The sequence below is a fragment of the Belnapia sp. AC561 genome, assembly GCF_979252845.1.
In genome coordinates, this window is the sequence record NZ_CEEDBP010000056.1 from 1 (window position 1) to 21,079 (window position 21,079).

Here is a 21,079-nt window from a genome sequence, read left to right on the forward strand (position 1 = left end):
AGACGGGTATGGCTTGCGGGCAGTCATGCCCCAAAGCCTGATCGTTACCCAGCCAATGGTCCATAACAGCCTCTAGAAATGCGGTCCGCAGTGGCGTAACGCTCCTGGTCTAACCAACCGTTCCAGCCCGGCTTGAGTTATCGTCCCGCCGTGAACCACCGCCGCGCGATCTCCTCCATCGTGCCATCTGCCTGCATTGTTAGCAGCGCATTGTTGACCTGCTTGCGCAGTGGGCTGCCAAGCGGCATGGCGATCGCATATTTCTCTGGCCGGAACACTGGCCCAACGAGCGACACTAGGCTCTGCCCGCGCGTGGCGATCCAGTATTGTAACTGCGGCGCCTCGTAGACGATCGCCTGGATCTCGCCGCGGGTCAGCATCCCATAGGCCAGCTCACTGTCGGTGACCGGCACGAAGGGCAACCCCATAGCAGTCAGCCAGGACGCGGCAACGCTGCCCGGTGCGGTGGCAATGGTCTTGCCCGGCAGGTCGCCCGGTCCCTGGATGTTGGACTGGATCTGCTCGACGGTCAGCGTCGACGTCACGGTCGCGGTGAACTGCGCGATCAGCACCACCCCAAACAGCCACATGACGCTGACGATGAGGCGTTTGAGCGCGCGCGGGGTGTCGCGGTCACCATGCTCGCCGGTTGCGATGATCAGCATCACTCCCCACAGCCCTTCCAGGATGGAAGGGACGTAGCCGCGCTGGAAGGCCGGGTTGTGTCGGCGCTCGACCAGCCAAAGGATATTGGCCAGCAGAAGGATTACGCCGAGGCCGACCGCAAAAAATTTCAGCATGGCCGGCGAAACCAGCGAGTGCAGCGTAGTCCAAAGCGGATCACCCGCTTGGTTGCTGACCAGGATTTGCAGGCCGGAGTCGAAATACGGCACGCTGAAATCGACCTTCGCCTCCCGCTCGGGCGTGACCGCGAGCGCCGAGACGGCAAGGTCGGCACGACCCTCGACGACGGCGCCAAGCTGCGCCTCGTCGCTGAGATCAGGCATGACCGTCCAGGCGGTCTCGACGTTCATGCGCCGTGCCACCTCGTTCCAGACCTCGACGCTATAGCCGGATACCGGCGTGCCGGGCTGCTTCACGAAGGGTGAGGAATAGCCGGTCACCACGCGGAGCAACGGCCGCGCGCTGACCACAGGGGCGGCTTCAGGGAGAGGAGCGGCGCCGGCCAGCCCGGCCCAGCCGAGGCCCAGCAGCACCGCGGCGCGCGGGAGCCGGCATCTCCCGGCTTCGGGTCCCCGCGTCACGCAATTGATCATCGTTCACCTCATGCGGCCTTCACACTGGCACGGCCATCAGCTGTCAGCTGCCAGAATTGCCGCTTAGGCGGAGAAGGGCAGGGGCTTGCAGCGGGTGCTAGCGGCTTGGCGGCAGCAGCCACGGCAGAAGCCGCGCAGCCGTGATTGCGGCAGGCTCTGCGTCGCTTGCGGTAAGGGGGAAGCTTGATTGCAAACGGCATCACGTCCGCAAAGCAAGATTAGCGGACGGAATGAGGGGGACAAACGCAGGAAGCGGGCGAAGGCGGGGAATAGCGCCTAATATCAATGGGTTGTTGGGATATAGACACCGCAGGCTATATTATCGTGCCTTCATGCCGGCATCACCCGGATTGCCGCAGCCGATCCCAGTATGGCAGGCTCCAGGCCGCCACCGATGGGGCCGGACCGGGGCAGAGGAGCCATCGCCATCACCAACCATACGACTCAGCGGCCTCGGTCGGCGTATACAGAGCGCGCCTATGCCGCTGACTGGCAGGCCTTCGCCGGGTGGTGCGCTGCCGGCAATGCCGGAAACTGTTGCTGCACATCTGGAGAGCCTCGCCGGCCGGCTCGGCCCGAGCGGCCGCCGTCGCCGGCTGGCGGCGATCGCCGACCAGCACCGCCGTGGCGGCCACCCCTGGGATCCAGACCAGCCAGAGGTCCGCGCCACACTCCGCCGGGCCGGCTCGTCGTCGGTCCGGCCACCCCGGTGCGCGCCACCGCAGCGCTGGGCGAGGCGGCGCTCCGCGCCTTGCTTGCCAGCTGCGGCGAGGACCTGGCCGGGCGGCGCGACCGGGTGTTGTTTTTGCTGGCCCAGGCTACGGCGCTGCGGCGTGCCGGCTGCCAGCCGCGAGACCTTCAACGTGCTGAAAGGCAAGATCGACGAGCTGGTGGAGATGCACCCGGCGGCCTGAGGCGGTCGCCCCCAGGAGAGACTAAAACTCTGCGGGCCCGGCGAGTGGCTGATGGAGAAGCACGGGACACGGCGACGGCGGTCGTGGCGCAAGCTGCATCTTGCTACCGACGCCGATAAGGGGCGTATCGTCGCGTCGGTGCTAACTGGCCACGATGCCGATGATGGCGGGCAAGTCGGCCCGCTGCTTGAGGAAGTGGATGGACCTGTCGCGTCCTCCACCGCTGATGGGGCTTACGACCGCGACAACGTCCATGCCGAGGTCATGGCACTTAACCCCGAGGCGGAGATCATCGTGCCGTGCCGCCTCGATCGAATGCCGTGCCAAGCGCGGCAGCTGAAATCGCCCCGACGGCACGAGACCGCCACCTGCAGGCCATCGCCGAGCGCGGCCGCATGGGCTGCAGAGAGCGTCAGGCTACAACTGGTGTGCCCTGGTCGAGGCCGATGTGTCGCGCTGGAAACGCGTCATCGGTGACGGCCTGCGCTCGCAAACAGACGGACGCCAGACGACCGAGGTGGCCATCGCCGCCGAGGTGCTGAACCGCATGTTGGACCTGGGTCGCCCGGATACGTCCGCAGCGCCTGAACCTCGGGGCGCTTGGGAGCCGTTCGTTCAACGCTCCATCGATGCAACACGGTCGCTCTCGGCCGAACATTTCTCGGTGGACGGCACCCTGTTGGAAGCGTAGGCCAGCATCAAGAGCTCAAAGCATAAGAACGGCTCGATCCCGTCGCCGCCCGACGTGGGTCGCAACGGCGAGCAGGACTTGCATGGTCAGAAGCACAGCAACAAGGTCTACGTCGCAAGAGGCTCCCGTGGTCGACGGTAAGCAAGCCGGTCAAGCGGGTCTTAGACGCCCTCAAATGATCGGAAAACAGCCGGTTTCTGGCTCCAGATTTGAGCCTGGCCGGGGCATTTTATCGCATTACAGCCTGCGGTTCTGGCTAATCATGTTGATCGCGGCCCTGGCTCTTCCGCTGATATTTCTTGCTGCTATTACCATAACTCGAGAACATACCGACGCCAGCCGGCGCTTGGAGCAGCAACTTGAGATGCAGGCGCAGGCCCTGGCCACTGCCATCGAGGGGCAATTTGCCACCGCCGCGGCGATGGCCGAAACCCTGGCCGCATCAGCTACCCTGGCCAATGAGGATCTGGTCGGTTTCAGATCGGAAATGGATGCAGCGGCAGCCCGTGCTTCGGGCAGCTATATCAGCTTGGCGGATCGCTTCGGCATGCAGCGTATCCTGACCTATTTGCCGCCTGGGACCTATCCGCCGCCAGATATCCTAGCGAGTGCTGCCGCCGTTCCCGCCTTGCTCAGCGGCCAAACCCAGTTCTCGAACCTCTATCGCGGCGCGCTGACCGGCATGTACCTTGTTGCCGTTTCTGCGCCGGTAAAGCAGGGCAGCGGATTGGTGTCAGGCGTCGTCAATATTGGCTACCCTCATGCGCAGTTCAACGATGTGCTACGGCGTCAGCAGTTGCCAAAAGGATGGGTGGCAACGCTGTTTGACCGCGAATTTCGAGTGGTTGCCCGCAGTGAACGAGCGGATGAGTTTGTCGGCCGCTTGGCAACTCATCTTCCCATCACCAAGGGCGAACAGCGTCCAGGCGGGGTGGTCGAGCTGACCAGACTCGATGGTGTGCCGTCATCGGTGGCTTATTCCCGCGGCCCAAAGTCCGGGTACACCGTTGGGCTAGGTGTCCCAACTACGACCTTTGCCGTCCCCTTGCAGCGGGCACTGCTCCAACTGGCAGTCATCAGCATCGCCCTCACCCTGGGTGGGTTAGGCATCGCCATCTGGCTCAGCAACCGGATCGCCAGTGCGATCGAGGGCTTGCTCCATCCCAAACGTAGCAACCTACCCAGGTTGCAGTTCCGCGAAATCGAAAACATCGCGTCCAGGCTAGCCAGGCAGGAACGTGCCACAGATATCCTCATCGGGGAGCTGAACCACCGGGTCAAAAACACCTTGATGACAGTGCAGTCTCTGGCCACGCATACCATGCGGAGCACTGCAGCAAACGTAGCACACTTTCAGAAAGATTTCATCAAGCGTCTGGCGGCATTGGCCCGGGTTCATGACCTACTGGCAAGGCATAGCTGGCAGAGCGTCGACCTCCATGACGTCCTGAACGGGGCATTGGAGCCATGGCAACGCCGCTTCGGCACGTCGCTCAAAGTGCATATCGAACAATGTATTTGGATCGGCCCAAAACAGGCGCAGGCGCTGGTCATGGGTCTGCATGAGCTTGCGACCAATGCCACCAAATACGGCGCTCTTTCAGTTAGCTTCGGACATGTCAGTGTGGTGTGCGGTTGCACCGACGGGGGGATGGTATCGCTGCGCTGGATGGAAAGCGGAGGACCGGTTCTCGATGGCCCACCAAAGCGAAAGGGCTTCGGCCTGCGGTTCATGGATCGCGTCCTGCCAGTAGACCTTGGCCCTGGTACCAAAGTCACGATGGCTTTCAATACTACCGGCCTGGAAGCCGTGTTCGCCTTTCACCCTTGGTCCGACGCTGCTGAGCTGGCCGCATGCCGCTTGCCGATGCCATCCCACCAAACACCCGCTGCTATAAACCTCGGGAGCGGCGGCTAGCTTTACCCTGCTGGGCCTCAACGACACCATTGAGCGCCAGCGTGGCGAGCGGATCAGCGCCAAGGACATCTATCGCGACCCGGTCCGCTGCAGCCACGGTCACTTTGTTAAGGCCAGCGGCCTGCTGGCTCAGCCTGATGCTGCTGGTGCCGATTTTCTGGGCCGGGCGGGTCTGGGCGCTGCCCTTCCTGACAGCGCTGGCTCCCTCGGAGCGGTACTGCCGCGAGCATGCCGACACCACAAAAGCTTACCGACTGGGGACGGCAACTGTTCCTGCAGGTCCGCCGCTGAATGCAAGAACGACAGGTCGTGCTGGTACCGACAGCGGCTTCTCCGCTCTTTGGTTCCCGCACATCCTCACGGTTGAAGAAGCAGGTGTTCCGGGATACATGGCGGAGGGTTGATATGGTCTACGCACCAGTCGGCACGCCCAGTGAGATAATCGGCCGGCTAGACGATATAGCCAACTGAGCCCTTAGCCGCCTCTACGAGCCGGACGGCAGCCTGTTCGTGCAGCCACCGCGCTTTCGCCATCCCGACGGCCACTGGCTATCCGTCGTAATCCTGCCGCGAGAGCTGGTCAGTGCCGACAGCCGGTATCACACTATTGGCGTTCGGGAAGATTGCCTCGGCTGACTTGGCGGCTCCGGTTGTTGTGTTTCACACAACGCTGATGACGAAGATCATAGTCGATCTCGCCAACGCCCTCGGTCAAAACCACTTAGCGGCGCAAATCATACGAATGGCACCCTGCGAGACGGCCGCAGTGCCTCTTTCCCTGCTGGGGAGCTCGACCCAATGGGCAGCCGTCATCGGGCCAGGAGGAAGGAATGGCGTTTCACCAATCGGGCGGCTGCCAGTGCGGAGCGGTGCGCTATAAAATCACAGCGCCACCCAGGACGGTTTACTGCTGTCATTGCACCGTTTGTCAGACCCAATCAGGGGCGGCATTCGGGATGGCGGCGGTGATGCGGAAAGAGCATCTGCACATCACCAAGGGTGAGCCCAGATCGTTCCTCCGCGACACGCCGACGGGACGAACAATGACCTGCTGGTTCTGCCCCGACTGTGGCACGCGCCTCTATCACGATCCAGGGGGCAACCTGGGGCTGGAGAACCGCAACCTTAAGCCGGGCACACTCGACGACACGACGTGGTTGCGGCCAATCGCCCATTTTTTTACCCGTAGTATGCAGCCCTGGATATCGATCCCCGGCGATGCCTTACGCTACGAGGCCATGCCGGGGGATCGCAGGTGGCTGCCGGACTGAGCCTTGCGGCAGTTGGTCGGTTGCGGCGCTTGGTGCGCGTACTGGGGATGGCGGTCGAGGTCTGATTGGCGCGCTGGCCGATATGCTGAGCTTCGCCGAGTAGAGCGTGCCGCAGCCGGCAACCATCGGTTCACTTTGGCGCGTCGGCGCAACTAGAAGAGCCGATTGCCGAATGGCTACACCACGAGGTGGTGTCGATTCTTGGTCAGCCCGAGGCGACTACGCTGCTGGCAAGCCTTGGCTTCGTTCCCGCCCGCGGCCTGCGGTGGCCTGAAGTCGCCGCCTTCATCGCGGCTGAAGGAGCGCGCTGGGGCGAGGCAGCGCGTTCTGCCGGAGTGCGTCCGGATTAAAAATCTGGCTTGGTGGAGGCAGGAGGCCTCATCGGCATTTTAAAGCAGTCTGCCGTCTGCATCGTCAAAGAGTCAGCAGAGAGGAGGAAACAATGGTCCCGAAACCGAGAAAGCTACTTGCGGCGCTGGCAACAGGGATGCTCTCGGCGTTGATGGCGACGACCGCTTTATCGCCAACGGCGGCGCAGCCAGCGGCGGACCCACTGCCTCGAGTGGCAGCGGAGGAGGTGGGCATGTCGTCAGATCGCCTCGCACGCTTGCCATTGGCACTACGTGGTGAGGTAGACCGTGGCCAGATCCCGGGGGCGGTCGTGGCCGTGGCCCGGCGGGGCCGGCTCGTGCTCCACGAGGCAGTGGGCTTTCTCGATCGTAAGGCCGGGACGCCCATGCCGCGCGACGCGCTCTTCGCCATCGCGTCCATGACCAAGGTCTGGGTTGGAGCAGCCACCCTGATGCTAGCCGAGGAGGGACGGCTCGCCTTAGGCGACCCAGTAGAGCGGTTCCTGCCGCAGCTCGGTGGGCGGCGCGTGGCGGTTTTGACCGATGATCAACGGCTGGGGCGCGGCGAAGCGCCGATCGAGACTGTCCCAGCGCAACGGTCTATCACTCTACAGGATCTGCTGCGGCACACCGCCGGCTTGACGTACGGGCGAGCCGGCACCACGACCCTGCACCGGATGTACCCAGCGTCGTCCCAGTGGGCCAGCGAGAACCTGGGATCGGACGAGCTCCTTACCCGGCTAGCGGCGCTGCCGCTCCATTACCAGCCTGGGACCGCATGGGAATATAGCTTGGGGATCGACGTAGCGGGCCTGGTGGTGGAGCGTGTTTCCGGCCAAGGCCTCGGGGCTTTCTTGGAGGAGCGGCTGTTCCGTCCGCTCGGCATGTCTGACAGCGGCTTTCTGGTTCCACCGGAGAAAGCCGGCCGTATCGCGCGCCCGCAGGCGGTGGACCCCGAGACGCGGCGCAGGCCGGAGATCCCTGACCGGGCACATCCTGTGCGGTTCGAGTGTGGTGGAGGCTGCGGCGTTTCGACGGCGGGAGACTACCTCCGTTTTGCGCAGATGCTGCTGGATGGGGGCCGTCGGGGTGATGCGCGGGTCATTGGGCCACGGAGCGTGCAGGCCATGGTCTCAGACCAGCTCCCTGCGGGGGTGCGCAGCGGGGTAGGCCGAGCCGTCCCCAATCTGGACGGCTACGGCTTCGGTTTAACTGTCGCCGTCCGCCCCTCGACGGGGGGGCCACCGGTGTTAGGCAGCCTGGGCGACTTCTCTTGGCCTGGGGCTTTTGGCACGACGTTCTGGGTGGACCCCCGGGAGGAACTTGCGGTGGTGTTCATGGCGCAGACTTCCTGGCCACGTCTTGGCCCCAGTTGGCGGATGATTAATGCCCTGGTGTACCAAGCGATCGCCGAGTAGTACGCCGACACTGCCAGATCCTTGCCCTCGTACAACCTGACCGTGTGACGATGGTTGTAGATAGGCGCAAGACCAAGGCGCCTCCTGATTGGAAGAAAACGAGCGCGGGACGTATGGCTCTCGCGGCAGAGAAAATCGTGACCGCGGCGACGATCCTGCCGAGGACTGCTGGTGATGTGGCCGCAGGGAACAGACTGACGCTGGACCTAAATCGGATCTGCAGTCGCTGACGAGGGCCCAAGCCCAGCGCCGATAGGACGGTATTGAGTCGCTGGCCGCCGCCGTGCGAGCTTGATGCTGGTTCTGGCATAGACGGTTCGAGGCCACGATATGGACGATATCGCCGAGGACGCAGCCCCGTCATCTGCAGTTGGCCCAAATGCGGCGCAAGCCCGCTATTGGAACAGCCCAGCAACCGCACCCTGGGTCGGGCTTCAAAAGCGCCTGGACGCGTTATTGGCACCACTCTCGCGCGCCGCTCTGAATCAAGCAGCACTTGTCCCGGGCGAGCATGTGCTCGATGTGGGCTGCGGCTGTGGTGCGACAGTGCTTGACCTCGCCCGCCACGTCGGCAACTCGGGACAGGTTGTTGGAGTAGATATTTCGGAGCAGATGTTAGCGCGAGCCCAGGCACGCGTCGCCGCAGACGGGTTGGCCCACGTCTCCCTGACCCTAGGGGACGCAGAGACCAACGAATTTGCCGCCAAAAACTTCGATCTGGTTTTCTCCCGGTTGGGAGTCATGTTCTTCAGTAACCCGGTTGCCGCCTTTGCCAATCTGCATCGCGCGCTGAAGCCTTCCGGGCGGATGGTATTTGTCTGCTGCCGGACGCCCGCGGAGAACCGCTACATCACAGCAGCGGTGCAGGCGGCACTGCCACTGCTGCCGTCCGGGGCGGTGCCGGTGCCCGCTCCAGACGAGCCGGGCATGTTTTCCTTCGCTGACCCAGATCGGGTACGGCGCATCCTGAGGGACGCAGGCTTCCGTAACGTGGCCTTTGACCCACATGACGAAGGCATGCGGCTTGGCGGCTCGGGCGACGCGGCAGATGCTGCCGCCTTTTCGCTCCAGTTCGGCCCTTTGACCCGAGTGCTTGGTAAAACTGGACCCGAGGTGAGCCTGGCGGTCCTTACCGCCGTAACCGAAGCCTACCGCCGCCTGGAGGGAGCCGAAGGCCTCGTGCTTGACGGCGCTTTCTGGATAGTCACTGCGCATCCTTGAGCGCTGCGGGAACCATGCCGTACGCGCCGCCGCCGACTGGTTCGGCGCTCGACCACAACTGGGCGAGCGGGTCTTTGAACGCGGCCAAGCCAAGCGGCAGGCATGGCCGCAGGCGGAGATCTACGTGGCCTTCCTGAAAGCAACGCTGGCCATGGTTGAGGACCGGAAGGGACAACCGGCCTCGGCCTACCAGCCGGCGCTGCTCGGCGTCTGACGCGTGCCGGAGGCGATCGCGCGGGTAACCAGCTTGCTCGCGCGGGAGCCGCAGGGGCTGTCACTCGTGGAGTTCCTGCCCCCGATCCCGGCCGGTACGATGCGACGCAAGCCGCAGCAACGGCGGCGCTGGCCAGCACCTTGGTCGCCAGCCTCGAGCTCGCCCACGACGTCTCACTGACCATGGCGCAGGGCGCACCCTTCGGGCCGATCTTGCTCCGTCCACGGCCAGACCCAGTCATCGTCTCGGGCAGCGCCGCATGGGCATCGTCAAGTGGCCAGCCGCGTCGCCACTAAGCTGAAGCCGGCGCTCCCACTGGAACCCATCCTATAGGGCGTCGACCGCTTGGCCGCCGCGAACATAATCCGGCTGGCCGTGTTTGCTAGCCGAGGCGGTTGCGATCGGGATCGTCGCGTCACGTCAGCACAACCAAATGCATCAAAGGGAATTCCTAATTGCTACCACCCAGATATTCTCTTTTTCGTGGATCAAATTTTTCTGTGCAACTAGGCTGACGCTTGAAGAAGCGGGAGCGACTACGAGCGCCGAAGCCCGCCGCGGAGGTACGATCATGGGAGCAATAACGCGCCGAAAGGCTGCCTTGGCTGTGGCATACGCCGCATTGTTTGGTGGCGCGACGCCAAACGTCTGCGCTCAAAGCCTCGCTCAACGCGATGTCAGTGCCCGTACTCATCTGTTCTTCGAGATCAGGGAAGGCGCAGCCCAACGACTGCTATCTGGCGGCTGGCAGGTCAGGGCGATCTCGGCTGGTCCATCCAAGGGAGCCAATCTGATCCTCGTTCTGCTTGACCGCATGATCATACAGGATGCTGAAGGCAAGCCGCTTGTCGGAGAAAGTACCAATCATGTGGCGGTGCTTACAGTGCCAGCACACCATGCGGAAAGTGGCGCGGCAGGCCTGATGATTATTGATGGATTCTCAGCCAAGTCAGACGGGGTGCCAGGTGCCTACGGAAATTTCGTCTTGGCCGACGGTCAACTCGAACGGACCCTGCGATCCGGCCCGTCCGGCGCGAGAGAAAATTTTGAGAGTTGGTCTTATGCGACACCTGACGGAGAGCGCCTGGAGGTGCGTCTCCGCTATACGCCAGCAGCGCCTGCGCGAACCAACGAAGAGACGCGGAACTACTCCTTGGCGATGCCTCAAGGATTCTATCGCCTGTACCGCTCCGACCAGGGTACTGATCTCATACGTAGCAGTGTCACTGGCACCGACCGCATCTCCGAGTTTGGCTTCAGCGCATCAGGGACGCGCATGCGGGCCATCTTCGACGGCACTGAGAAGTTGATCAGTGTGGTCTCGGTCCCGTGGCAGGTGCGCCAGGTATTCATGCCATAGGCTGGAGCATTATATCCCAAAAATTTCGATCAATGAAATCGGTCTTGGAAAGCGCGAAGTTGTTGATCCAGGCAAGGGGAGAACCAGGAATATGACGATCAAGATCCTTGAGATTCACCACCCAGCCTTGCGCATTGACGGCAGCGAGCCTGGCCTCGCCGCCAACCGCGCCTTCTATGAAGGTGTGCTTGGCCTTCCTGCTGATCCGGGACGACCAACGCTGCCCGGCATCCCTGGCCTTTGGATCAATGTCGGTGACGTCGGCCAACTGCACCTGATCGGTGGGACGCAACCGTCGCCGCTGGCGAAGGATGGACCTGACAAGGACCCGACCGGGCCGCATGTCGCACTCGCTGTAGCCGATGTGGTCGAAGCACGTGCGGAACTCGACCGTCAGGGCGTGGACTACTGGTGCACCACCGGCGTTAACGGGCCGCAAGCCCAGCAGCTGTTCCTGCGCGATCCGAACGGGAACATGATCGAGTTGCATCAAGTGGACCAGTGCCGCTGCCGCGCCTCCAGCCGCAGGCCACTGGCGGCCGATTAGCGTCAAAACGGGTGCGGAGCCTGACGTCTTCGACAAGCTGCAAGAGCAGCTCCGGCAACTCGAACGCTTTGCCCTCTTGTCATGAAATTGCTGTTTAAGCAGCCTCGCTTCGTACGCCGGAACCGCGCGGCTGCTCCTGCCTGAAGGGACCCGTCACAGCGCCTGCGCAGCTGCATCACCGTGCGGTAAGCAAGTCCTCGAATGCAGTTTAGCGGACGGAATGGGGGCGAGGAAGCGACATCACTGGCAGTCCAATAGAATAACGCATAATATCAACGACTTGGTATAGTACTGGGGGTGCTGGTTCTGTTATCGTGCCTTCATACCTGCAGCAGGCCAATTGCCGCATCCAAGCCCGGCATGACAGGCTCCGCAACGCCACCGGCATGACCGAACCGGGGCAGGGGACCCAGCGCCATCACCACCCACCACGCCACCACCGGGCCGCCACAGTCGGCGCATACCCGCCGGGCCTATGCCGCCGACTGGCAGGCTTTTTCCGGGTGGTGCGCCGCCGCCGGACAGCCGGCGCTGCCGGCCACCCCGGAGGCCGTCGCCGGGCATCTGGCCAGCCTGGCCGGCCGGCTTGGCCCGAGCGGCCTGCGCCGCCGGCTCGCGGCGATCGCCGACCGGCACCGCCGCGGCGGCCACCCCTGGGATCCGGCCCAGCCGGCGATCCGCGCCCTGCTCGCCCGCTGCGGCGAGGACCTCGCCGGGCGGCGCGACCGGGCGCTGTTTCTACTAGTTCAGGCCAGCGGGCTGCGCCGCGCCACCCTGGTGGCGCTCGACCGCGAGCAGCTGCGCTTCACCGCGGCGGGGGTGGTGCTGGAGACCGCCGGGGGTGGGCTGGAGCTTGCCCGCCTCCCTGACTCGGACCGCTGCTTGGTCCGCGCCCTAGGGGCTTGGCTGCGGCAGTTGCGGATCCTCCTCACCGCGGTCTCCCGCCTGGTGGCCGCGGTGAGGCGCTGCTGGAGGATACGCCAGACTCACTGGGGTCAGTCGGTCCTCCAGCGTCTCGCCAGTCTAGCCCTACTTCACCTGACCGCTGACACGCGTCCGTCACCCGAGGAGCTGCGAGCTGGTGCCTATCTCCTCGCTGTGCCGCTTGCCAGCCCACCAACCCGGCGATGATCAGCGTGCTGCCCGAGTCAGGCGCTGGTCTCCATACCCTTCGTGCCGGCCGACACCGACTGGCTGCGCAACACCCTTGGCGTCATCAGCGTCACCGAAGTCGTCTGGCGCCTCCAAGTTGCTGCATCATTCATCTTGTTCAGCTAATCAGTTACAGTTAGCCAGGCATGCGCATGACAAGATCGATGCAATCAGGATACTAAGACCGCAAAATAGTTACGGGACGCCAGACATCTCGCACTTCATATAAAACAATGGGTGCCATGCTAGAACACGCCCTTTTCGGAACGCACGACGCCGCTCTGGTCGCGCTTTCCGTGGCAATCGCGGTAGCCGCCTCCTTTACCGCCCTTGATCTCGCCGGCCGTGTTGGCGCTGCAGCGGGCTGGGCCCGACGTGCCTGGCTTGCTACGGCGGCGGTTGCCATGGGTGGCGGGATCTGGGCGATGCACTTCGTCGCCATGCTCGCCTTCAGCCTGCCGGTGTCGATGACCTATGACCCCGGCCTCACCCTGTTCTCCCTGGGCGTAGCAATCTTCGTCACAGGCGTGGGCTTCACCGTCGCTAGCCACGGCGCAAACTTCGCCCGCACTGGCCTCGCCGGTCTGCTGATGGGCTTTGGCATCGCTGCTATGCACTATACCGGCATGGCCGCCATGCGCATGCCAGTCAGCACCAGCTACGACCATACCCTGGTCGCCACGTCGGTCCTGATCGCCATTGGCGCCTCCATAGCGGCGCTGTGGCTCGCCGCGCGCGGCACCAGCGGGCTATTTCGCATCCTCGCCGCCGGCGTGATGGGCTTGGCCGTCTCAGGCATGCACTACACTGCAATGTGGGCGGCTACCTTCTCCGGCGCACCGATCGATGGCGGGCATAGTCACGACAGCGCTGCCCAGACCACCCTTGCTCTTGGCGTGGCTGCGATCACTTTCCTTATTTTGTTTCTCTCGATGCTTGCTGCTGTGGTCGACCGCCACTTTACCCGCTTGACCGAGCGTGAGGCTGACGCGTTGCGCGCCAGTGAAGCCCGCTTCCGCGCGCTCTACCGACGCACTCCGTTACCGCTGCACTCGCTTGGCCCAGATAGAGCAGTGCTCGAGGTAAGCGACGCTTGGCTTGCTCTCCTTGGTTACCAGCGTGAGGAGGTTGTTGGCCGCCTGCTCTCCGCCTTCATGGTGCCCGACAGCGCCCGCCGCCATGCCGAGAAGGACTGGCCTGCCCTTCTCGCCGGCCAAGACCTACGTGAGCTCGAGTACCAAGTCTCGACGAAGGACGGCCGCGTCCTCGATGTGTTGCTATCGGCCAGCGCCGAGCGGGATGCCGGGGGACGTTTCATGCGTAGCCTTGGTGGCCTGACCGACGTCACCGCCCGTCGGCGAGCGGAGGAAGCGCTGTATCAGGCGCAGAAGCTAGAAGCGGTAGGGCAGCTTACGGGTGGCGTCGCGCACGACTTCAACAACCTGCTCACCATAGTGCTTGGATCACTGTCAGTCCTTGAGCGGTACATCCGTGGCGAGGAGCGGGCGCAACAGGTGCTGGAGGCAGCACGGCAAGCGGTACGGCGGGGCGCTCAACTGAGCCAAAGCCTGCTTTCCTTCGCCCGACGCCAGACACTACGGCCTCAGCCGGTGGATGCGGCCGCGCTGCTGCAGGAACTCGCCACGCTGATCCGGCGCGCGCTTGGTGAAACGATCGCACTCGAGCTCGCGTTCGAGCCGGGCTTGCCGCTTTGTCGAACCGATGCGGCGCAGCTACAGACAGCGGTCTTGAACCTTGTCGTCAACGCACGCGACGCGATGCCTGAAGGTGGCACGCTCTCGGTTCGCGTAGCGCAAGCGGAGCTCGGACCAGCCGACCTGGCGGGCAACGACGATGCGGCTCCGGGCGCCTTCGTGGCAGTCTCGGTGCGCGACACGGGGCACGGGATGCCGCCGGAGGTGCTGACACGGGCCTTCGAGCCGTTCTTCACGACCAAGGAGGTAGGACGAGGTACGGGGCTTGGGCTCGCGCAGGTCTACGGCTTCGTCCGCCAACTCGGCGGCCATGTATCAGTGGCCAGCCGCCCCGGTCTTGGCACGACATTTACGCTTTACCTGCCCGCCACGGCGGCTGAGCCAGCCGAGCTGCTTACTCCTGCTGCGCGGAGTGCCGACGTGGTCGCCCGGGTATCGTCGGCGACGGTGCTGGTTGTCGAGGATGAGGCAGGGGTACGGGAGGCAGCAGCAGAGATGCTACGCGAAGGTGGCTGGCGCGTGATAGCAGCGGCCGATGCGCACGAAGCATTAGCAGTACTTAAAGCAGGCGAGGCCGTAGACGTACTTTTCTCAGACGTGGTGATGCCGGGCATGAACGGGCCTGAACTGGCCCGTGCGGCTCGGAGACTGCGGCCAGCACTTCCAGTTTTGCTAGCATCTGGCTATGCGGGCACAGCGCTAGGCGCCGAGCGTAATGCGTTCGATGTGCTTACGAAGCCCTACGAGAGTGACACCTTGCTCGATCGCCTTGACGCGTTGGTCTTGGCACATACCGCTCAGCGTGGAGAGGCTGGATGACCGGGCCTACCAGCACCTTGACCCTGCCCCGTGTTGGTGGACACTTCGAATAAGCTCCTGTGGGAGCGGGGTGTCCTGATGATGAGCAACACGCGACGGGAGTTCACCGAGGAGTTCAAGCGGGAGGCAGTGTTGCTGCAGGAAAGCAGTGGCCGCTCACTGAAGCTGACGCTCTCAGCCCTGCTGAGAGACATCATCAACCGCCAACCAGGTCCGGGACTGCTGCAGCACTCGGACCGTGAAAGCCAATATGCGGCGCATGACTACCGCCGCCTGCTCGCTAAGCACGGCATGCCCTGCTCGATGAGCCGGAAGGGAAATTGCTGGGATAATGCCCCCATGGAAAGCCTCTTTGGGAGCCTCAAGACCGAACTCGAGGAGGACGGGCCGTTCTTGATCCGCCAGGACGCCAGATCCACCCTTTTCAGCTTCCTCGAGGCCTTCTCCAATCGAAGGCATCTTCATTCGGCCATTGGCTACAAAGCATTAGCTGACATGGAACAACTTGCCGCGGCCGCGTAAGCCGTAACCCGTGTCGGCTCAAACGGGGAAGGTCAGTGCTACGCCGACCAGAATAACAAACAGGATTAGCAACCTCGCCCTCGACGTGGGCACCACATCATAATGTGGCGCTACGAACGGAGACGGCATTCAAAGGCTTCCTGGCCCAGGGCCGGCTGCCAGCGCAGTAAGCATGCCCTCAAGTTCTACTCCGCCGCCACCCATCCGCTCGGCCAAAGCGGCCGTACCGTCCTGCTCACCCGCTGCGGCCCGGGCGATGGCAAGGTTTACCGCCACCCGCGGCGGCGCCCCGGGACGCCGCGCTAGAGCCTGCAGCAGCTCCCTTGCCTCTGCCGGTCGCCCAGTCAGCATCAGGGACATCGCTAGGTTGTTGCTGGCGGTGATGCTGCTGGGGGCCACCGCTAACGCCGCCCGATAGCTCTGTTGCGCCTCGGCATGGCGGCTGAGCAGATCCAGTGCGACGCCCCGGCCGTCGAGCCCCGCCGCATTGCGTGGCGCCGACACCAGCAGCCGGTCGAATAGGCCGAGCGCCGCCTCCGCCGCGTCGGTTCGCAGCCGCAGGCGCCCGAGTTGGTTTAGCAGAGCCGGATCGTCAGGGTGGCGGCCGAGCGCGCCGCTCAGCACTTCATCCGCCCGCGACGCGTCACCGATTCGTAGCAGGGCCGCAGCGAAGCGGGCCTGGGCTTCGGCCCTGCTCGGCTCAGCCGCAGCCGCAGCGGCGTAGATGGACAGCGCGATGTCAGTCTGGCCCGAAGCCTCGGCCACGGCAGCGACGCGCAGGCGTGACTCGCGGTCGGGCTCCCGCAAGCCGACCGGGGAGCCGCTGGTGCAACCGGCCAGCGGGACCAGCGCCAGAAGCGCGAGGATGGGCGTGCGAAGCGCGGTCATTGTGTACCCCCCATAGTCCGGCCGATTTCCAACACCGAGGGGCCGATTAACGCGATGAACAGTGCCGGCAAGATGAACAGGATAAGTGGCCCGACGAGCATTGCCGGCAGCCGGATCGCTTTTTCTTCGATGCGCAGCATGCGTTCCTGCCGCAGTTCACTGGCCAGCACACGGATCGCCTGAGCCAGCGGCGTGCCGTAGCGCAGGGTCTGGGACAGCGTGGCTGCCAAGCGCTTGAACCCCTCGATGTCGGTCCGCTCACCCATACGCTCAAGGGCAGTGCGGCGGTCGGGCAGCATGCGCAGTTCCTGCACCAAGATGTTCAATTCGAGTGCGATGGCCCGGTTCGAGCCCTCCATCTCCCTCGCTACCCGGTCCACCGCCGTCTCCAGCCCGAGCCCGGCTTCGGCGGCCACCACCAACAAATCGAGCGCATCAGGCAGCCCCTTGCGTAGCCGGTTTTGGTAGGGGCGGCGCAGGGCGTTGATGATCCAGTTCGGCAGGAGCACCGCGAGCGCGAGGCCGCCCGCCACCGCCATGGCCCAGCCCATGTCGTCCGCCTGCTGCAGCCAGGCCCAACCCCAGCCGGCCAGTGGCAGCAGGACCAGTAGCAGCGCCTTGGTGCCGATAAAGGCCGAGACGCCGATGCGTGGGTCGATCCCGGCCGCCGCCAGCGCCTTCTGAAAAGACGCCAGGTCACGCTCGGAAAAGACCGCGCTGCGCCGCAGCCGTTCACCAAGGTCGAGCAGGGGCCGCAGCAGACGGGCGCTGAGGCCGGGGCCCACCCGTTGCAGCGCCTGGCGTTCCGCCGGCCGCGCCACAGCGCGCAGCCGTTTGGCGAGGTCCCGGTCCTCGGCGCTGATTGCCAGCAGGGCGGCGGCGAAAATGGCCAGCCCGACCGCACCGAGTGCCGCGCCGGCCGCCAGCCAGGACTCGAAACCTTCCAGGATGTCCATCAGTCCATCCCCGCGCGGCGGATCAGCCAGCGTATGGTCAGCAGTCCGAACAGCATCATGACCAGGCCGATGACCGCCATCGTCCGGCCTGTCGGATTCTGGGTGAAGGTCTCGATGTAGAAGGGTTGGATGAAGGACATGGCGAGGGCGGCGATGAAGGGCAGCACGACCAGCAGCCCGGCCTGCATTCGCGCCTCGGCGGCCAAGGCCTTGGCACGGTTCGCCATGGCGACGCGCTTGCGCACCATGTCGGCCAGGTTTTCGAGGGTTTCGGCAAGGCTGCCGCCGGTCTGGGCCTGCAGGCCAAGGGTGACCGAAAGGAAGGCATATTCCGTCAGGCCGGTCCGCTCGTGCAGCTTCAGCAGCGCTGCCTCGACCGGCCGGCCGATCGCCATCTCGCCCACCACGCGGGCATATTCCTCGCGGGTCGGCGCGGGCATCTCGCGGGCGACGCTGCGCAGCGCCTCGGCCACCGGCAGCCCGGCACGGATGCCGCGCACCATCAGCCCGAGGGCGTCCGGCATCTGCCGGAACACCGCGTCGCAATAGCGGGCGTGTTGCCAGCCGAAGGCCATGCGCGCCACCTGGACCCCGGCCAGCAGCCCGGCGGCGAGCGCCAGCGGCAGGCCGGCCGCGTCCCAGAGGCGCGTGGTGACGAACAGCAGGGCGGCCAGGCCGGCCAGCGCCAGCAGCGGCCAGGGGATGATCCTCTCCTGCGGGATGTCCGGATTGAAGCGCAGCAGGCGCAGTGCGGCACCCACCAATGGTGCCTGCCGGGAGCCGGTGATGCGGATGCTGGGCAACGTGACGGCCGGACCCGCCCCCCCCTGCCCCGAAAGGCCGCGCACCCGCGCGCGCAACTGCCGTCCGGCGCCGCCCCGTACCAGAGCGGCGACGCCGAACAGCAGCCCGAGCACCAGGATGCCGGCCACGAGCAGCAGGGCGGCAGGGTTGATGTCAGTCATCCTGCAACGCCTCCAGCCAAGCTTCGCCGAGGCCGAAATAGGCAAGCCGGTCGAAGAAGCCGGGGCGGATGCCGGGCGTGACCCAACGGCCGCGGATCCGCCCGGCAGGATCGTCGCCGAGATACTCGAAGATGAAAATGTCGTTCATCGTGATCACTTCACCCTCCAGCCCGCAGACCTCGGAGATGGCCAGCAGCCGGCGCCCGCCGTCCCGCATGCGGCCGATCTGGATGATGAGGTCCACCGCGCTCGAGATCTGGGTGCGGATGGCGCGCAGCGGCAGGTTGGAGAGCCCCATCTGCACCATGTTCTCGATGCGGGTCAGCGCATCGCGCGTGTTGTTGGCATGGATGGTGCAAAAGGAGCCGTCATGGCCGGTATTCATCGCCTGCAGCATGTCGAAGGCTTCGGAGCCGCGAACCTCGCCGACGATGATCCGGTCCGGTCGCATCCGCAGCGCGTTCTTGATCAGGTCACGGGCCGTGATCTCGCCCTTGCCCTCGAGATTGGAGGGACGTGTCTCCAGCCGCACCACATGCGGCTGCTGCAACTGAAGCTCGGCCGCATCCTCGATCGTGACGATACGTTCCTGGTTGTCGATCATCCGGCTCATCGCATTCATCAGCGTCGTCTTGCCAGAGCCGGTGCCGCCGGAGACGACGAAGTTGAGCCGGCAGCGCGCCGCGATCTCGAGCACCCGCGCCACTCGTGGCGACATGCTGCCGAACTCGATCATCCGCGCGAAATCGATGCGTTTTTTCGAGAATTTGCGGATGGAGATGCTGCAGCCATCGAGGGCGATCGGCGCGAATACAGCGTTGACCCGGCTGCCATCCAGCAGGCGGCAATCGACCAAGGGGCTTGATTCATCGACCCGGCGGCCAACCGTCGCCGCCATCTTCTGGGCAATCGCCGCGACCTGGGCACCGTTGCGGAAGTGGATATTGGCCCGCTCCACCTTGCCTCGCCGCTCGACAAAAACATGGTCGGGGCCATTCACCATGATGTCGCTGATCGTCTCATCCTGCAGCAGCGGCTCGAGCGGGCCGTAGCCGACCATGTCGTCAGCCAGTTCCTCCGCGACCCGCGACTGCTCGCGGGCGGAAATCTCGATCCGCTCGCGGTCGGCGATCTCGTGGACCAGCGTCTCCAGCTGGGCCCGAAGCGCCGGCGGCGGCAGTTCGGCGGCAACGACCGGGTCGACGCGTTCCATCACCAGCACGCGCAGCCGCGCCAGCCGTCTGGTTCGCTCGTCTGGCGCCAGGCCCGTGGCAAGCGGCGGGCCGGGTGCGCCGGGCGGCGCGACGGTGGACAGCATGGGCTCGGTCGGCTCGAGCCGGCGGCCGAAGGTCTTCACCGCGCCGGCTCCCGCCCCAGCAGCCAGGCGAGCAGGCCGCGCGGTTTCGCCGCCGCGCCGCGCACCGCCGCGATCTCCTGCGTCAAGGGGGCCAGGGCACGCCGCAGCGCCGCGCTTTCCTTGAGGGCGGGACGACCCAGATTGGCCGCGCGCGGCAGCACCCGGGGCAGGTCCGGGATGGTGATATCGGGCGCTCCGCCCAAACCTTCCTCAACCAGCCGTGTCTTCAGCGTGCCCGGCATGCCGGCGCGGTTCAGCACCGTCATCACCCGGGACGCACCGCCGGCGGAGAGGAATTTGCGCGCCGCCAGCGCATCGCGGATACCGACGACATCCGGCCCCAACACCACCACGCGCAGCTTGGCTTCCGCCAGGGCGATGCGGTCGGCCGGGCTGGGCGGCATCGGCAGGTCGATGACGACATGGTTGAAACGCTTGCGGAGCAGCGCCATCAGCCGCCGCATCCCGTCCTCGGCGGGCTGCGGCAGGGAATCGAGCGACTCCTCCGCGGCGATGAGCCGCAGCCGGTCGCCAATCGGGATGGCCGCGCGGTCGAGGAACAGCGCATCCACCCGGTCCGGTTCCTCGAGCGCGATCCGCAGCCCGGCGCCGGGCGTGGCTCCGAGCATGGCAGCCGCGGCCCCGCCGCGCAGATGCAGGTCGAGCAGGGCGACATGGCCGTGGGTGACCTCCGCAAGCTGCAGGGCCAGGTTGACGGCAACGGTCGTCGCCCCGCTGCCGCCCCTGACGCCGCAGACGGCGACCACGCCCCCGCCGCGGCTGGCCGCATTCGTCCCTTCCGCCTGGTTGAGCGCATATGGTGCCAGAAGCTGCGCGACCGCACCTCGCGTCAGCGGCTTATGGATGTACTCGGCCACGCCGAGTTCCCGCGTGAGCTGCCGGTAGAGCCCGATATCGGCCGTCTCGCCGATGACGAGCACGCGCACGTCGGGCATGCAGACCGTGGCCAGCTCCTCGAGGGCCGCGACCGGATCCGCCACCCCTGAGACATCGACCAGCAGCACCCGCGGCGTCGGTTCCTTCTCCAGCGCCCGGGCGGCGGCGCGGACGCCGCCGCGCCGCAGTTGCAGCCCGGCGGCGACCTCCGCCAGGCCGCCGCGCAGCGCCGCCTCGCTCGCCTCGTCATCGACGAATGCGACGAAGCCGGGCCGGTCGCCGGTGATCGCGCCGCGCAGGCTATCGGGTGCCTCCCGCAGCAGGCGGGGCTCAACGGGCATTGCCGCCCCCTGCCGATCCGCCCGTGGAAGCGCCGACGCGGCTCAGCCGAAGGTCCGGCAGCGCCGGGCGCCGGCCCTGTTCCAAGGTCTCCACGGCCCGGCTTCCGGGCTGCGCACGTTCGTCCACCGCCGCAATGCCACGCGCGGCATCGGCGGGGTTGACCAGCATGGCGCGCAGGTTGGCATCGTTCACCCGGCTGGGCTGCCAAGTGCCGGGGCGGGCGAAATCATCGGCGCAGCCGGCGAGCAGGATTAGCAGGCCACAGGCAGGGAGGGATCGCATCAC

General features: G+C 65.3%; 16 protein-coding genes and 2 pseudogenes. 11 read left to right on the forward strand and 7 right to left on the reverse strand.

Going from position 1 to position 21,079, the window contains the following annotated elements; genetic code table 11:
- Positions 1-137: 137 nt before the first annotated feature.
- Positions 138-1,277 carry a transporter substrate-binding domain-containing protein gene (locus AC0IW9_RS27975; RefSeq protein WP_471651586.1) on the reverse strand — a complete coding sequence of 380 codons (1,140 nt, stop codon included), beginning with the start codon at positions 1,275-1,277 and terminating at the stop codon, positions 138-140.
- Positions 1,278-2,224: 947 nt separating this feature from the next.
- Here AC0IW9_RS27975 and AC0IW9_RS27980 point away from each other — a divergent pair.
- The 11 genes and pseudogenes from AC0IW9_RS27980 to AC0IW9_RS28030 form a co-directional block, all read left to right on the forward strand.
- Positions 2,225-2,668, forward strand: a pseudogene (locus tag AC0IW9_RS27980) (transposase); the annotation flags it as partial.
- Positions 2,669-2,834: 166 nt separating this feature from the next.
- Positions 2,835-2,999 (forward strand): annotated as a pseudogene (locus tag AC0IW9_RS27985) (IS5/IS1182 family transposase); the annotation flags it as partial.
- Positions 3,000-3,057: 58 nt separating this feature from the next.
- Entirely contained in the window at positions 3,058-4,800 is a 1,743-nt protein-coding gene (locus AC0IW9_RS27990) for a sensor histidine kinase (RefSeq protein WP_471651587.1), read from the forward strand.
- A 137-nt stretch (positions 4,801-4,937) separates the two neighbouring features.
- Positions 4,938-5,204 (forward strand): hypothetical protein, encoded by a 267-nt coding sequence (locus AC0IW9_RS27995; protein WP_471651588.1) that lies wholly within the window; start codon positions 4,938-4,940, stop codon positions 5,202-5,204.
- A 426-nt stretch (positions 5,205-5,630) separates the two neighbouring features.
- Positions 5,631-6,071 carry a GFA family protein gene (locus AC0IW9_RS28000; protein ID WP_471651589.1) on the forward strand — a complete coding sequence of 147 codons (441 nt, stop codon included), beginning with the start codon at positions 5,631-5,633 and terminating at the stop codon, positions 6,069-6,071.
- 583 nt (positions 6,072-6,654) lie between these two features.
- Positions 6,655-7,839 carry a serine hydrolase domain-containing protein gene (locus AC0IW9_RS28005; protein WP_471651590.1) on the forward strand — a complete coding sequence of 395 codons (1,185 nt, stop codon included), beginning with the start codon at positions 6,655-6,657 and terminating at the stop codon, positions 7,837-7,839.
- Positions 7,840-8,169: 330 nt separating this feature from the next.
- Entirely contained in the window at positions 8,170-9,060 is an 891-nt protein-coding gene (locus AC0IW9_RS28010) for a class I SAM-dependent methyltransferase (protein ID WP_471651591.1), read from the forward strand.
- Positions 9,061-9,707: 647 nt separating this feature from the next.
- The gene (locus tag AC0IW9_RS28015; RefSeq protein ID WP_471651592.1) at positions 9,708-10,634 is read left to right on the forward strand and encodes a hypothetical protein; all 927 of its coding nucleotides are present in this window, start codon (positions 9,708-9,710) and stop codon (positions 10,632-10,634) included.
- 91 nt (positions 10,635-10,725) lie between these two features.
- A complete protein-coding gene (locus tag AC0IW9_RS28020) occupies positions 10,726-11,181 on the forward strand; it encodes a VOC family protein (RefSeq protein ID WP_471651593.1) in 456 nt (151 codons plus the stop codon).
- A gap of 1,394 nt (positions 11,182-12,575) precedes the next feature.
- The gene (locus tag AC0IW9_RS28025) at positions 12,576-14,867 is read left to right on the forward strand and encodes an MHYT domain-containing protein (RefSeq protein ID WP_471651594.1); all 2,292 of its coding nucleotides are present in this window, start codon (positions 12,576-12,578) and stop codon (positions 14,865-14,867) included.
- 78 nt (positions 14,868-14,945) lie between these two features.
- Positions 14,946-15,389: a DDE-type integrase/transposase/recombinase gene (locus tag AC0IW9_RS28030; RefSeq protein WP_471651595.1), complete on the forward strand. Its 444-nt coding sequence runs from the start codon at positions 14,946-14,948 to the stop codon at positions 15,387-15,389.
- Positions 15,390-15,518: 129 nt separating this feature from the next.
- Here AC0IW9_RS28030 and AC0IW9_RS28035 read toward each other — a convergent pair whose 3' ends face one another.
- The 6 genes from AC0IW9_RS28035 to AC0IW9_RS28060 are packed head-to-tail and all read right to left on the reverse strand — an operon-like array spanning position 15,519 to position 21,076.
- The gene (locus tag AC0IW9_RS28035; RefSeq protein WP_471651596.1) at positions 15,519-16,277 is read right to left on the reverse strand and encodes a tetratricopeptide repeat protein; all 759 of its coding nucleotides are present in this window, start codon (positions 16,275-16,277) and stop codon (positions 15,519-15,521) included.
- The gene (locus tag AC0IW9_RS28040; protein ID WP_471651597.1) at positions 16,274-17,233 is read right to left on the reverse strand and encodes a type II secretion system F family protein; all 960 of its coding nucleotides are present in this window, start codon (positions 17,231-17,233) and stop codon (positions 16,274-16,276) included. Before AC0IW9_RS28040 ends, AC0IW9_RS28035 begins: the two co-directional genes overlap by 4 nt.
- Positions 17,233-18,198 carry a type II secretion system F family protein gene (locus tag AC0IW9_RS28045; RefSeq protein ID WP_471651598.1) on the reverse strand — a complete coding sequence of 322 codons (966 nt, stop codon included), beginning with the start codon at positions 18,196-18,198 and terminating at the stop codon, positions 17,233-17,235. Before AC0IW9_RS28045 ends, AC0IW9_RS28040 begins: the two co-directional genes overlap by 1 nt.
- Entirely contained in the window at positions 18,191-19,555 is a 1,365-nt protein-coding gene (locus tag AC0IW9_RS28050) for a CpaF family protein (protein WP_471651599.1), read from the reverse strand. Before AC0IW9_RS28050 ends, AC0IW9_RS28045 begins: the two co-directional genes overlap by 8 nt.
- Positions 19,552-20,793, reverse strand: coding sequence for an AAA family ATPase (locus AC0IW9_RS28055; protein ID WP_471651600.1), 1,242 nt, complete (start codon positions 20,791-20,793; stop codon positions 19,552-19,554). The genes AC0IW9_RS28050 and AC0IW9_RS28055 overlap by 4 nt, the downstream gene beginning before the upstream one ends.
- Positions 20,783-21,076: a hypothetical protein gene (locus AC0IW9_RS28060; protein WP_471651601.1), complete on the reverse strand. Its 294-nt coding sequence runs from the start codon at positions 21,074-21,076 to the stop codon at positions 20,783-20,785. Before AC0IW9_RS28060 ends, AC0IW9_RS28055 begins: the two co-directional genes overlap by 11 nt.
- Positions 21,077-21,079: the final 3 nt, after the last annotated feature.